Source organism: Bradyrhizobium sp. JR4.1 (assembly GCF_040548605.1).
GTDB lineage: Bacteria > Pseudomonadota > Alphaproteobacteria > Rhizobiales > Xanthobacteraceae > Bradyrhizobium > Bradyrhizobium canariense.
The window spans coordinates 12,745-26,762 of record NZ_JBEPRY010000023.1 but is presented as its reverse complement, the minus strand read 5'-3'; the positions used below and the strand labels follow the sequence as shown (position 1 = coordinate 26,762).

Here is a 14,018-nt window from a genome sequence, read left to right as displayed (position 1 = left end):
CGGCGAACTCAACGCGCGGCCGTGCGGCCGAACAGACCGTTCGGGCGCCAGATCAGGATCACGATCATCATGGTGTAGATCACGAAAGGTCCCATCTTCGGGACGTAATATTTGCCGGCGACGTCGCCGATGCCGAGCAGGAGCGAGGCCAGGAAGGGACCGGTGATCGAGGACGAGCCGCCGACGGTGACCACGATCAGGAAGTAGATCATGAACTTCAGTGGGAAATACGGGTCGAGGCCGAGGATCTCGGCGCTGAGCGCGCCACCGAGACCGGCAAGCCCGCAACCGAAGGCAAACGTGAAGGCGAACACCTGCGGCACGTTGATGCCAAGGCCGCTCGCGGCGCGCGGGTCATCGACTGCGGCACGCAGGCGGCTGCCGAACCGCGTCTTCGCCAGCACCATCTGGAGCGCAATGGTGAGCAGCCCGCAGATCACGATGATCATCAGCCGGTAGCGGCCAATGCCGACGCCGAACACGTCGAACTGACCCTGGAGCGCCGCCGGCAGGTTGATGAAGACCCGCGACGAGCCCTGGATGTAGTCGACGGCCGCGACCGACATGAACGTGAGGCCGATCGTGAACAGCACCTGGTCGAGATGGCTGCGCGCATAGAGGTGTCGGTACAGCGTGCGCTCGAGCACGATGCCGATCGCAGCGGAGGAGACGAAGGCGAGCGGCAATGCCGCGAAGAATGGCCAGCCCATCCGGTTGACCAGCACCATGCAGACATAGCCGCCGGCCATGGCGAAGGCGCCATGGGCGAGGTTGACGAAGTTCATCAAGCCGAGCGTGACCGCGAGCCCGCAAGCCAGCACGAACAGCAGCATGCCGTAGGCAACGCCATCGAACAAGTTGGTGAGGATTGAGGTCATCGCGGGTCGAAAATCATCCCAAGTGTAGCCAAATGCCGTGCGGCGCTCCCTCCCCCGCTTGCGGGGGAGGGTTGGGGAGAGGGTGCCTCAACAACGAAGACTCCCCCAGAGGAGAGAACCCTCACCCGGCGCTTTGCGCCGACCTCTCCCGCAAGCGGGAGAGGTGAGGGTCCGGAATGACGCGCTTTCGCACGTCACTTCTTGGTCTTGCCGAGATCCTTGACGGCCTCGAAGGTCGCGAACTCGACGTTGTAGAGCTCGCCGTCAACCTTCTCGACCTTCCGGATGTAGATGTTCTGCACGATGTCGCGGGTCTCGGGGTCAATCGAGATCGGGCCGCGCGGGCTCTCCCACTTCTGGCCTTTCATGGCTTCGACCAGCTTGGTGCCGTCGGTGTCGCCATTGGTCTTCTTCAACGCTTCGTAGATCAGGTGAATGCCGTCATAGCCGCTCACCGCCATGAAGCCCGGCCGGTTTCCGTACGCCTTCTTGTAGGCCGCGACGAAATCCTTGTTCATCTGCGAGGGATGCGCCGCCGAATAAAGGTGCGCGGTGACCGTGCCCAGCACGGCGTCGCCCATGTTGTTGAGGAGGTCGTCGTCGGTCACGTCGCCCGGTCCGATCACCTTGATGCCAGCCTTGTCGAGCCCGCGTTCGGCATACTGCTTCATAAAGTTACCGCCCTGGCCGGCCGGCACGAACACGAAGATCGCGTCAGGCTTGGCATCCTTCATACGCTGGAGGAACGGTGCGAAATCGGGATTGGCAAGCGGCGTCTTCACCTCTTCGACCACCTCGCCGCCACCGGCGGTGAAGTTCTGCTTGAAGAAGTTGAGCGCGTCGTTGCCCGGCGCGTAGTCGGAGGTGAGCGTCGCCACCTTCTTGATGCCGTTCTTCACCGCCCAGTCGGCGATGATGGTCGAGGACTGCGCCAGCGTGAAGCTGGTGCGCACGATGTAAGGCGAGCGTTCGGTGATGATCGACGTGCCGGCCGCCATCACCACTTCCGGGATCTTGGCTTGCGTCGCCAGCGGCGCGGCGGCAAGGGCTGCCGGCGTCACGCCGAAGCCGGCGATGAAATTGACCTTGTCGTTGACGATCAGCTCCTGCGCGGCGGTCTTGGTCTTGTCCGGAATCGCAGCATCGTCCTTGAGGATGATCTCGATTTTCTTGCCGGCGACGGTGTCGCCCTTCTGCTGCATGTAGAGCTTGATCGCGTTCTCGATCTGCTTGCCGGTCGAGGCTTGGCCGCCGGTCATCGGCAGGATCAGACCGACCTTGACGCTATCCTCGGCCTTGGCCGGTGCGATGGCCGCAAGGCCCGCGATGGCGGCAGCTGCTGCAGCCCAAACAGTCCTACGAGACAGTTGTTTGCGTTCGAACATCAGATGTCCCTCCCCTTCATTCCTGATCTCTTGTGCGCTGGACCGAGTGCCCGATCCTTGCCTTAAAGTTTAGCTCACGCACGCGTGATGTCGCGCGCCACATGGCGTCTTTCGCGCCCTTATTGTCAATCGGACGTTTGGCGACCATTCCGCGCAAGCCGAGCGTTCCGATTGCCGACGGCAGAAGCGATATCGGGTGACGTCCGAGTAAACCCGGCATCGCGATTGCAATCACTTATCATTTGTACGATTGTACAAACAAAATGGACCTGTCAACGAAAAAGCCCTATCTCCCGATCAAGGCGCTTTGTCGCGAGCTCTTGCCGCAGTCTAGAAACGCTGTCAGCCGGGTGGATGGAGGATTTCGTCTTTTGTTTGCAGAATTTGAACATCGGCAGGGCCTGGGTCGGCACACTCCGGTATCAAATTACCCACCTCGAATAAGTCTATTTTACCTGTTGAAGGCTACTCTCCCGGCGACAGCCTGACCTGGCGTCCAACACGACTGACCTCGCGTCCGTACAATGCCCAGACCCTTCCGTTCCCTCCTGATCCTCCTCGCGCTCTCCGCGGGCCTGTCCGGCTGCGGCACCGTCAACGAAAAGCTCTCGTCCGACATGGGCGACTACGTCCCGCAATGGGCCGGCGGCTTGCCGGCGGACGCCCCGCCGCGGGCGGGGACGCCGCAATACGATGCCTACATGAAGGAACGCGAGCGCAAGCGGCTGATGCCGGCAGCGGATCGCGAAAAGGAAGAGCAGGCGCAGAAGGGCGCAACGGGCTCAGCGTCCGGCACCGCGGTGCGTTAAGTCGTGCCCCTCGCCGCCTGCGGCGAGAGGTGACGCAAATCAATCCACGAACACGACGGTCTTGCGGCCATTGAGAATGACGCGGTCGTTGAGATGGTAGCGGATCGCGCGCGCGAGCACGCGGCGCTCGATGTCGCGGCCCTTGCGGACGAGATCCTCAGGCGTGTCGCGATGGCTGATGCGCTCGACGTCCTGATCAATGATCGGGCCCTCGTCGAGGTCGCGGGTGACGTAGTGCGCGGTGGCGCCAATCAGCTTGACGCCACGCTCATGGGCCTGGTGATAGGGTTTTGCGCCCTTGAAACCTGGCAGGAACGAGTGGTGGATGTTGATGCAGCGTCCCGACAGATTTGCCGAGAGATCGTCGGACAATATCTGCATATAGCGGGCGAGAACGACGAGATCGGTCCCGGTCTTGGCGACGAGATCGAGGATCTGCGCCTCCTGCTCGCGCTTGGTCTCTTTCGTAACAGGCAGATAGTGGAACGGAACCCCGCCGAAATCGAGCCCGTCATAGACCTCGCGCGGATGGTTGGAGACGATGGCGGCCAAAGTCATAGGCAGCTCGCCCGTGCGCCAGCGATAGAGGATGTCGACCAGGCAGTGGTCGGACTTCGACACCAAAAGCATCACCTTGCGATGCGCGGCGCGATCTCGCATCTGCCATTCCATGCCGAAACGCTCGGCGATCGCGGCAAAGCCGGTCTGCAGCGCCGACAGCTCCACGGCGAGATCGGCGGCTGTGAACACCACCCGCATGAAGAAGTTGTTGGTCTCGATGTCGTCGAACTGTTGGGCGTCGAGGATGTTCTGTCCGTTATGGGCCAGGAAGGTCGACACCGCCGAGACGATGCCGGGACGATCCGGACAGGACAGGGTCAGGACATATTGATGATCGGGCATGGTCTTTGAAAAAGTGGGCCTTGATGAAGGTTTGGGCAACGGCTGCGGAACGCCCCGCGATTTGCGCCCTGCTCTATCACCGACCCCACCTTGCGCCAATCCCGACCGTGGAGTCAGGATGAACGCACCATTGCTTTGACTGACCGGAGTAGGCTCATGGCCGACCGCTTGAACGGCACCCGCATCCTGATCCTGGAAACGCGCGAGGAGGCGCAGTTTTCGAAGCTGCTGGCCGAGCAAGGCGCCGAGGTCGTGCAATGCCCGATGTTCACGATCCAGGATGCGCCGGACCCCGCCCCGGTCGAGGCCTGGATCCGCCGCGCCGTCGACAGGCCCTTCGACGATCTCGTGCTGATGACCGGCGAAGGGCTGCGGCGGATCATGAAGCTCGCGCGAACCCGTGGTCTCGACCAGGCCTTGGTTGCTTCCCTCGCCCGATCGCGAAAATTCACCCGCGGCCCGAAGCCCGGCAAGGCGCTACGCGAGATCGGGCTCGAGCAGCAGCAGATGACGGAGAAGCCGACCACCGAGGGTGTGATCGAGATGCTGGGCAAGCTCGACCTGAACGGACGTCGCCTCGGCCTCCAGCTCTATCCCGACAAGGACCACAGCGCGCTGACCGGCGCGCTCGCCGCGCAAGGTGCCGAGGTCGATACCGTGTTGCCTTACGTCTACGATCCAAAGGCTGCGGACGCCAGCATCGTCACCGCAATCGACGACATGGCGGAAGGGCGGATCGACGCCATCGCACTGACCAATCTCGGCCAGGTGCGCCGTCTCCTCGAAGCTGCGAGGGCGCATGGCAGCGAGGCGCGCCTGCGCGCAGGATTCGAGCGGACGCTGATCGCGTCAGTGGGGCCGGCCGTCTCCGGCGAGCTCGTAGCGCTCGGCTTGCGCACGGACATCTCGCCGGTGGAAGACCACTATTTCATGCGCCCGCTGATCTCGGCGATGGCCGCAGCATTGGCGGACAAGCGGCCGAAGGTGGCGGAATGATCGCCAGACGCGGTGCCTAGCTTGCCATCTGCGAGGCGGCCGACATCAGCTCCTGCGGGCTCGGCGCGGCAAACATGCGATGGCCGCCTTCGGGCACCTCGGTAAAGCTCCAGCGCACAACCCCCTCGCGGTCGAGCAGAAACTGCCCGAAGAGCTGGCCCTGGCCGGTTGCCGCCATGCGCTGATCGGCTTCCGTTATCTCATAGCCGTCCTTGTTATTGAGGTACTCCGCGGCCGCGGGCCGGTTCATCGGGCCGGGCAATTCGCCGGGCATGTCGACTTGCATGCTCATGACCACGTTCATGCCGACCTTGTGCGGCCACTCGGTCTCGTTCTCCGTGAACTCGAGATTGGGCAGGCCGAACGCGCGGTGCGAGATCCGCTCGGGATCGGACGCAGCGAGCAGGTTGGGTAACGGATGGTAACGGAAATAGAGTCGCGCGCGCTCGATCGGCGTGTTGACCACCGTGAGACTTTCGACGCCTTTCTCGTGCAAGGCGGCATCAAGTTGCGCCTGTGCCGCGATATGGCGGCGGCAGAACGGGCAATGCAGCCCCCGATACAGGCCCACCAATATCGGGCTTTGTCCGCGAAAGTCTTCGAGCGCGATCTTTCCGTCGCGTGTGATCGCGTCCAGCACGACGTTCGGTGCACGATCGCCCGGTTGAAGTGGTCCCTCGACGTGACGTTCAGACATGATGGCACTCCTTCACATGATCTAGTCAAGAAACGGCAGTACGATCAGCCCTGCGGGATCAAGCCCGTGCCGCGTGCAGACGTCCTGTGCCAGCGTGAAATATCGCTCGGCTTCGGGCATGTCGCCTCGATCAAGGTTCAGCGTCGCAAGACCATCATAGCATGGAAACAGCTGCTGCGGCTCGCCGGTTTCGCTCGCCACCTCGATTGCCTCATTGTAGCAACGAGCAGCCAGATCGGGCCGGAAATGGCATTGATGGATTTGCCCGAGCACGATCAACGGCACGGAGAGATGCTCGCGCTGATCAAGCGCGCGGTCGATTTCGATCGCCTTTTCGGCGGCCGGCACCCCCTCCTCAGTACATTTGTCGGTGAAGGTGCAACAGGCAACGGCAAAATTGGCGAGAAGGCGCGCCTGGAACCCGAGATCGCCGATCCGACGCGCGACATCGAGTCCGCGCCGGCAAATCTCCACGGCTTTCGCAGGGTCGACAATCGTGTAGAGCACACCGAGATTGGTGTAACCGCGGCAGGCCACGTTGAGGAGACCGGCGGCCTCGGCTGCTGCGACACTTTGCTCCACCTCGCGGACCGCCTCCTGGTGTCGGCCAAGCCGCGCCAGTGCCACCCCCTTGGTGTTGAGCGACTCTGCAATGGCGCGCGCCGCCTCGAATCCGACTTGCCTGTCGGCGTCCGCCGGTACGCTTCGGGCGTAGCCAAGCGCCTCGTCCGCCCATCTCGCGGCGGCCACGTGATCGCCCGTGCGAAACGAAAGACGGCCGCGCTCTTGCAGGAGGTGCGCCCACTCGATGGGCGCGTCGGTCCCTCCCAGCCGTTCGGCCGCCTCGGCATAATGCGCCTCTGCCTTGATCCGCTTGCCGGCGTCCCACAACAATCGGCCAAGCTTGCGGAGAATTCGCGCTTCGCCGATGCGGTCCTCCGCATTGCGATGACCTTCCAGCGCACTCTGGTAGTGCTCCTCAGCCGTGATCCTCCGGCCGGCCGCGGCACACAGCTCCGCGATCCGCTCGCAGAGGATCAGGCGTTCGGGCTCCCGTTCCCCGCCGGCCAACAACACGGCGAGAGCCTGTTGGTAGAAGCGAATGGCATCGTCATTGGCGTAGGTCGCGCGGGCGCGATCGCCGGCCGCGCGCAGATAGCGCGCACCTTTCGGCTTGCTCGCGCTCAGGCTGAAATGGTGTCCGAGCAGTATGAGGTCCTCGAGGCGCTCGGGCTCATTGCCATAGAGCCGCTCCAGCGCGGCACCAATCCGTCCATGGAGCTCGATCCGACGCTGCAAGAGCAGGTTTTGATAGATCACGTCCTGAAGCATGGTTTGCGTAAAGCGATAAGATCGCAGCGAGATCGAGTTGGCGCCCGCGACCTCCTCGACAATCTCGGCATCGCACAGAAGTTCGAGCCCCGCTTCCACCTTCGTCCTCTCAGATGCCATCGCACCGAGAAGAGCCGCGTCAAAACGGGGGCCGATCACCGCGGCCTCCTGGGCCAAGCGGCGCACCTCATGCGGCAGCCGGTCCAGGCGCGCCAGTAACAGGGCCTGAATGCTTGCCGGTATACCGGCGGCGGCTTCATCTGACTTGATCCGCCACCGTGAGCCGTCACGCTCCAAGGCGCCAGCTTCGATGAGACCGCGGATGATTTCCTCAAAGAAGAGTGGATTGCCGCCCGCGCGCTCGAGGATTCGGCTGAACAGATTGCCCGGCGGTTCACTCCAGCCGTGGCTGAAGTAGGCCGCCAGCAGCTTTTGTCCGTCTGCATCACCAAGCGGAAGCAATCGAAGGGTTGTATGGCTGATCCGTCCCGAGCCGAACTGATCCAGTTCCAACATGGGCCGATGCGTAAACAACAGCATCAGCCGCGTACGCTCCAGCCGGTCCATCAGGAATCGCAGCGCTTCAAGCGATACAGCATCGGCCCAGTGCAGATCCTCGACAATGATCAGGAGCGGCGACAGGACCAGGCGCCGTTCGAACACGGTACGAATCGCAAAGAATATCTGCCGCCGAAGCTGCTCGGGCTCGACGTGCTGCAGCGCGGCGTCCGGATCGCCGAGGCCGAGAACGTGGAAATAAAGGGGCATCAGGCGATCGGCCTCTTCGACCGCAAGGCCGAGCTCCGACAGTGCCGTGGCCAGCTTGGCCTGGGCCTCCGCCACGGTCGCCTTCTGCGCGATGCCGTAGGCGCTGCGCAGCACAGCGGCAAGGGTGCCATAGGACTGTTCGCCCAGCGGCGAGCAGACAGCGCGCCGGATCGCCACGCCGGCGAAACGGTCCTCATCGCGGGTGTGGGCAACGAATTCGTCCACCAGACGCGTTTTGCCGATGCCGGCTTCACCGACCAGCCGCACCAGCTGCGCCGCGCCGCCACACGCGAGATCAAGATTGTCGACTAGACGGGCGAGCTCGGCGTCGCGCCCAATCACCGGCGCACTGAGGCCCAGCGTATCGAGGCCGCGTGCCGCACGGGGCGTGTCGAGCGGTCCGTTCAAGCGATGGACCAGGACGCTGCCCATCTTGCCCTTCAGCGAGACCTCGCCAAGCGATTCATATGAGAATGCATGCCGCGTAAGACGGTAGGTCAGCGGCCCGACCAGCACCTCGCCCGTGGAAGCCATCGACTGCAATCGTTGAGCCGTATTCACCGTGTCGCCCGTGACCGAGTAGGATTTGGCAACTCCAACACCCAGTCCGCCAGCAACCACGTGCCCGGTGTTGATGCCGACATGAAGCAGGAGCGGTGACCCGGCATACGCCTTTGCACGTTCGCTGAGTTGCGCCGTTCGGCCCATCATATCGAGCGCGGCGCGGACGGCCCGCTCGGGGTCGTCTTCGTGCGCGGCCGGCGCTCCGAATAGCGCAAGCAGCGCGTCGCCGATGAATTTGTCCACGAAGCCGCCAAAGCTTTGCACCGCCGCCGTTAGCTCCTCGAACAATTCGTTCTGAAGCGCCTGCATGACTTCAGGATCGAGTCGCTCGCTCATCGTGGTGAAGCCGCTAAGGTCGGCAAACAGCACGGTAATGGTGCGGCGGTTGGCTTCGCTGTCGATCTTGTCCGGCTGCGATCGAAACCCGTATAGGGCGTCGGCCGTCGGCGCCAGCGGTGGCGAGGACGCCCTGGTTGGGATTGTCACGCGGCTGGCCTGCATTGATGCCTGCCCGCCGGCCTTGGAGGCTTCACTGACGAGGGCGCCGCATTTCGGGCAGTACGCAAAATCCGGTGCGCACGCATAGCCGCAGCCGGGGCAGGCGTTCGGCTGCTTCGTGCCGCATTTCGGGCAGAAGGCAAAGCCGCTCTGAACCTCGGAACCGCAACAGGAGCAGTTCATGGGTCGAGACCCCGCGGGCGCCGCGATGGCGCAGTCTGCTGGACCCGGTCAGATGGGCCCAGGATCCCGGCAAGGATGGGCTCGTCGTGCCGGAAGAGCAAGCGGTGGTAGCGGCCGCGAACGCGGCTTCACTCCTCCCCGTATCCCCTTAGCCGCTCAATATCCAAAATAGTCACGCCGCCGTACTCCAGCCGCAGCAGCCCCTCTTTCTCCAGCCGGTTCAGCGCTCGGTTGGCATTCTGCCGCGACATGCCGGAAAGCGCGCCGATCTCTTCCTGCGTGATCTCCAGATGCGCGGTGGATTCCGGATAGAGGATCGGATTGAACAGCGAGGCGATGCTGCGGGCAAGCCGCGCAGTGGCATCCAGCGTGCGGTTGACCTCGAGCATGCCAATGAACTGGCCGAGACGTTCGTTGAGCTGGCGCACCAGGAAGCGGTTGAAGCCGACGCTGTTCTCGAACAGCCACATGAAGGCGCTGCGTTCCATCAGCGCGACGCGGCTGTTGCGCAGCGCGACCACGTCATAGCGGCGCGGCTCGTTCTTGAGCACGCTGCCCTCGCCGAACCAGGCCCCCGCTGTCAGCCCGGCAAGACTCGTCTCCTTGCCGTCGCGCGAGACCCCACCCATCCGGGCAAGCCCAAAGACCATGCCAGCCCAATAGTCGAACGTGTCGCCGCGCATGAAAACGGTCTCGCCCGTGCCGTAGGACCGCTCCGTGATCCCGGCACGAGCGACCTCGATCTCCGCTTGCGTGAGCTCGCGCGACCAGGCAGCGACGCGCTTCAGTTGATCCTCTGAAATCATGATCCCGAAGCCAGCCGCACCGTTCGTAACTCCTGTTCTGCTGCAATGCAGCATGATCGTCTCGACTACCATCAGACGAAAGATGGCGGCTGCGAGCGCCCGAAAACTTTGTCGCAGAATTGTCAGGCGGGAGACATTTCAAAATAGCGCTTTCCCCTATTGAAGACCACTTCGGGCGATGCGGCTTTTGATCCCAAACGGGAACGAGAGCGGCGCGGCTCCGGTCGAGACCATCTGCTGCATGGCCTCACCGGCACGGCCGTACTAGGATCGCCCGACAGAACGGACGAAGAGCGCCACTGAATGCGCCATCACCGGGAGGGATCTGTTTGGTGGCTACCAGTCTTGAAGTGCGCGGCGTGTCCTTGCGATTCGGCGGCGTTCGTGCGCTGACCGATGTCGGCTTCGCCATCAGGGAAGGCGAGCTGTTCTCGATCATCGGCCCCAACGGCGCCGGCAAGACCTCGATCGTGAACTGTATTTCCGGCCGCTACAAGCCGACCGAAGGCCAGCTGTTCTACCAGGGCCGCGACATCACCGGCCTGACGCCCAACGCGCGCGCTTCGCTCGGCATCGGCCGGACCTTCCAGAACCTGGCGCTGTTCCACCACATGAGCGTACTCGACAACGTCATGGTCGGACGCCACCACCTCCTGAAGAACAATTTTCTCACGGGCTCGCTGTACTGGCTCACCGGCGCGCGCAAGGAAGAGCTCGAACACCGCCGCAAGGTGGAAGAAATCATCGACTTCCTCGATCTCCAGTCGGTCCGAAAGGCGCAAGCCGGCACCCTCTCCTACGGCTTGCGCAAGCGCGTCGAACTCGCCCGCGCCATGGCACTGGAGCCGCGCCTCATTCTCCTCGACGAGCCGATGGCCGGCATGAACTTTGAGGAGAAGGAGGACATGGCCCGCTACATCGTCGACCTCAACGAGGAGTTCGGCATGACCGTGGTGATGATCGAGCACGACATGGGCGTGGTGATGGACATCTCCCACCGCGTCATGGTGCTGGATTTCGGCCGCAAGATCGCCGAGGGCGATCCGGCCGCCGTGCTCGCCGATCCCCACGTCAGGCGCGCCTATCTCGGCGAAGAGGACGAGGTGCTGGTCGATCCTGACGATGCTCCGCCGGCGCAGGAGAGCGCGGCATGATGGATTACGCAGGGCGCGTCGCGCAGGCCGACACTTATCCGAAAATGCTCCGGCTCAATGCGAAGGAGTACGGCGACGAGATCGCACTCCGGGAGAAGGATCTCGGGCTCTGGCGCCCGTTCACCTGGAACGCCTATCAGACGCGGGTGCGCGATTTCGCGCTCGGCCTCATCGAACTGGGCCTTGGGCGCCAAGACGTTATAGGCATCATCGGCGACAACCGGCCGGACTGGGTCGCGGCGGAAATCGCGACCCATGCGATCGGCGGATTGAGCCTCGGGCTCTATCGCGACGTGCTCGACGAGGAAGCCGCCTATCTCCTCACCTATGGTGAGGCGCAACTCGTCTTCGCGGAGGACGAGGAGCAGGTCGACAAGCTGCTCACCCTCGCCGACCGCGTCCCAAAGCTGAAGCACATCATCTACTCCGATCCGCGCGGGATGCGGAAATACGACGATCCGCGTTTGATGTCGGCGGAGACGTTTGCCGAACTCGGCCGGGCGCGGGCTACGCGCGAACCAGAACTTTACGACCGGCTGGTGGACGCGACCAAGGGCGAGGACGTCGCGATCCTCTGCACGACGTCAGGCACCACCTCGCATCCAAAGCTTGCGATGCTCGCCGCCGGCCGCGTGCTCGGCCATTGCGCGACGTATCTCGCTTTCGACCCGAAAGGGCCGGACGACGAATACGTGTCGGTGCTGCCGCTGCCCTGGATCATGGAACAGGTCTATGTACTCGGCAAAGGTCTCTTGTGCCGGATGAAGATCAACTTCGTCGAAGAGCCCGAGACCATGATGAACGATCTGCGCGAGATCGCGCCGACGTTTGTCCTGTTTGCACCGCGCGTTTGGGAATCGATCGCCGCCGACGTCCGCGCCAGGGTGATGGACGCAACGCCGTTCAAGCAGCGCCTGTTCGACATCGGCATGAAGAGCGGGCTTGCCGCGCTCGAACAGGGCGAGCGTTCCGGCTTTGCCGACGCGATCCTGTTCCGTGCATTGCGCGACCGCCTCGGCTTCACCCGGCTGCGTTCAGCCGCAACCGGCGGCGCGGCACTCGGGCCCGAGACATTCAAGTTCTTCCAGGCGATGGGCGTGCCGCTGCGCACGCTCTACGGCCAGACCGAGCTGCTGGGGGCCTACACGCTGCATCCCGCGGGCAAGGTCGATCCCGACACCACCGGCGTGCCGATGGCCGACAGCGTCGAGATCCGCATCGACAATGCCGACGTCCACGGCGTCGGCGAGATCGTGGTGCGGCATCCCAACATGTTCCTCGGCTATTACAAGAACCCGGAGGCGAGCGTCGCCGACATCAAGGATGGCTGGATGCTTTCCGGCGACGCCGGCTATTTCAACGACGACAAGCAGCTCGTGGTGATCGACCGCATCAAAGACCTCGCCGAGACCTCGCGCGGCGAGCGCTTCTCGCCGCAATTCATCGAGAACAAGCTGAAGTTCTCCCCCTATATCGCCGAAGCCGTGGTGCTGGGCTCGGGGCGCGACGCGCTCGCGGCGATGATCTGCATTCGCTACTCCATCATCTCCAAATGGGCGGAGAAGAACCGGCTCTCGTTTACGACCTACAGCGACCTGGCCTCGCGGCCCGAGGTCTACGCACTACTCCGCAAGGAGGTTGAGACCGTCAACGCCACGCTGCCGCCGGCGCAGCGCATCTCGCGCTTCCTGTTGCTCTACAAGGAGCTCGACGCCGACGACGGCGAGCTCACCCGCACGCGGAAAGTGCGCCGCAGCGTCATCAACGAGAAATACGAAGGCATCATCGACGCGATCTACCGCGGCCAGGCCGACATCCCCGTGGACACCGTGATTCGCTTCCAGGACGGCACGACGCAAAGGGTGCGGACGACGCTGCGAGTGGTGGATTTGGGCGGACCGGGGCATTTGGCGGAGGCCGCGGAGTGAGCTTCGTGGCAATCACAGGTGCAATGCGTATTGCTGCGCCCTCTCCCCTTGTGGGAGAGGGCATCCCCGCAGCCCGCTCCACCCTCACTTCGGTGAGGGGTCCTCTCTCCGCGCATTCACTGCGGAGACAACCCCTCACCCGTCTTCGCTTCGCGAAGCCACCCTCTCCCACAAGGGGAGAGGGGAAGAGCGCGCCGAATTTATCAACGAGCATCACTGCATGAACACCGCCTTCCTCATCCAGCTCCTGGTCAACGGACTCGTGGTCGGCACGCTCTATGGCGTGGTCGCGATGTCCTTTGTGCTGATTTACAAGGCTAGCCAGGTCGTCAATTTCGCGCAGGGCGAGCTCTTGCTTGTCGGCGCCTGGGTGTGCTGGACCTTGCTCGCGAAATACCAGGTGCCGTTCTGGATCGGCATGCCGATGACGCTGGTGTTCATGTTCGTGTTCGGCATCGCGGTGCAGGTCCTGATCCTGCGGCCGATGATCGGCGAACCCATCATCTCGGTCATCATGGTGACGATCGGCCTGTCCACCGTGCTGCAGGCAACGCTGAAATGGATGTTCGGCGTCAATCCACAGCCGTTCCCGCGCGTGTTCGAGAGCCAGTCCGTCAGCCTGTTCGGGCTCCAGATCCAAACCGTCTATATCATGAGCCTCGTCGTCTCGATCGCGATGATGATCGGCATGGCCTGGTTCTTCCGCGCGTCAAAGTACGGCCTTGCGATGCGCGCCACCGCGTTCAACCAGCAGGTCGCGCAATCGCTCGGCATTTCCGTCAAAAGCGTGTTCGCGATGGCTTGGGCGATCTCCGCAACGGTGTCGGCGGTGGCAGGCGTCGTGGTCGCGGTCGTGAACGGCGTATCCTCGGGCCTTGCCGCCTATGGGATCAAAGTGTTTCCGGCTGCGATCCTCGGCGGGCTCGATTCCGTCGGGGGCGCCGTGCTCGGCGGCATCATCATCGGCCTGCTCGAAAACATCGCGCAATATGTCGACAGCGAATACCTTCACTGGGGCAATCTCTACGAGATCGCGCCGTTCTACGTCCTCATCATCGTGCTGATGATCAAGCCCTACGGCCTGTTCGGCACCCACGACATCGAACGGATCTGATCC

Annotated in this window: 11 protein-coding genes; 5 read left to right on the top strand and 6 right to left on the bottom strand. The window is 63.2% G+C overall.

From position 1 onward, the window contains the following. Positions 1-8: 8 nt before the first annotated feature. Together ABIB90_RS32265 and ABIB90_RS32260 are read right to left on the bottom strand one after the other, a co-directional pair. Positions 9-878 carry a branched-chain amino acid ABC transporter permease gene (locus tag ABIB90_RS32265; RefSeq protein WP_283017111.1) on the bottom strand — a complete coding sequence of 290 codons (870 nt, stop codon included), beginning with the start codon at positions 876-878 and terminating at the stop codon, positions 9-11. A gap of 194 nt (positions 879-1,072) precedes the next feature. After that, positions 1,073-2,263, bottom strand: coding sequence for an ABC transporter substrate-binding protein (locus ABIB90_RS32260; protein WP_354129509.1), 1,191 nt, complete (start codon positions 2,261-2,263; stop codon positions 1,073-1,075). Positions 2,264-2,787: 524 nt separating this feature from the next. On the opposite strand from ABIB90_RS32260, the gene ABIB90_RS32255 reads away from it, so the two are divergent. Further along, positions 2,788-3,072 carry a hypothetical protein gene (locus ABIB90_RS32255; protein ID WP_354202102.1) on the top strand — a complete coding sequence of 95 codons (285 nt, stop codon included), beginning with the start codon at positions 2,788-2,790 and terminating at the stop codon, positions 3,070-3,072. A gap of 39 nt (positions 3,073-3,111) precedes the next feature. Here the strand turns inward: ABIB90_RS32255 and purU are convergent, their stop codons facing one another. Further along, positions 3,112-3,975, bottom strand: a complete 864-nt coding sequence (gene purU / locus ABIB90_RS32250; protein ID WP_354202101.1) for a formyltetrahydrofolate deformylase — start codon at positions 3,973-3,975, stop codon at positions 3,112-3,114. Between the two features lie 156 nt (positions 3,976-4,131). Between purU and ABIB90_RS32245 the strand changes: the two genes are divergently transcribed. Next, positions 4,132-4,971: a uroporphyrinogen-III synthase gene (locus ABIB90_RS32245; protein WP_007601967.1), complete on the top strand. Its 840-nt coding sequence runs from the start codon at positions 4,132-4,134 to the stop codon at positions 4,969-4,971. A gap of 16 nt (positions 4,972-4,987) precedes the next feature. Here the strand turns inward: ABIB90_RS32245 and ABIB90_RS32240 are convergent, their stop codons facing one another. The 3 genes from ABIB90_RS32240 to ABIB90_RS32230 form a co-directional block, all read right to left on the bottom strand. Next, entirely contained in the window at positions 4,988-5,668 is a 681-nt protein-coding gene (locus ABIB90_RS32240) for a redoxin domain-containing protein (RefSeq protein WP_007601966.1), read from the bottom strand. A gap of 21 nt (positions 5,669-5,689) precedes the next feature. Beyond that, on the bottom strand, positions 5,690-9,013 hold the full coding sequence (locus ABIB90_RS32235) for an adenylate/guanylate cyclase domain-containing protein (RefSeq protein ID WP_354202100.1): 3,324 nt from the start codon (positions 9,011-9,013) through the stop codon (positions 5,690-5,692). Between the two features lie 128 nt (positions 9,014-9,141). Further along, positions 9,142-9,819 carry a Crp/Fnr family transcriptional regulator gene (locus ABIB90_RS32230; RefSeq protein ID WP_247297077.1) on the bottom strand — a complete coding sequence of 226 codons (678 nt, stop codon included), beginning with the start codon at positions 9,817-9,819 and terminating at the stop codon, positions 9,142-9,144. Between the two features lie 332 nt (positions 9,820-10,151). Here ABIB90_RS32230 and ABIB90_RS32225 point away from each other — a divergent pair, with 332 nt between their 5' ends. From ABIB90_RS32225 to ABIB90_RS32215, 3 genes are all read left to right on the top strand, one after another. Further along, complete coding sequence (locus tag ABIB90_RS32225) at positions 10,152-10,973, top strand: ABC transporter ATP-binding protein (protein WP_354202099.1); 822 nt, start codon at positions 10,152-10,154, stop codon at positions 10,971-10,973. Further along, positions 10,970-12,901 carry a long-chain fatty acid--CoA ligase gene (locus ABIB90_RS32220; RefSeq protein WP_354202098.1) on the top strand — a complete coding sequence of 644 codons (1,932 nt, stop codon included), beginning with the start codon at positions 10,970-10,972 and terminating at the stop codon, positions 12,899-12,901. The genes ABIB90_RS32225 and ABIB90_RS32220 overlap by 4 nt, the downstream gene beginning before the upstream one ends. A 220-nt stretch (positions 12,902-13,121) precedes the next feature. Further along, complete coding sequence (locus ABIB90_RS32215; protein ID WP_354202097.1) at positions 13,122-14,015, top strand: branched-chain amino acid ABC transporter permease; 894 nt, start codon at positions 13,122-13,124, stop codon at positions 14,013-14,015. The last annotated feature ends 3 nt before the right edge of the window (positions 14,016-14,018 follow it).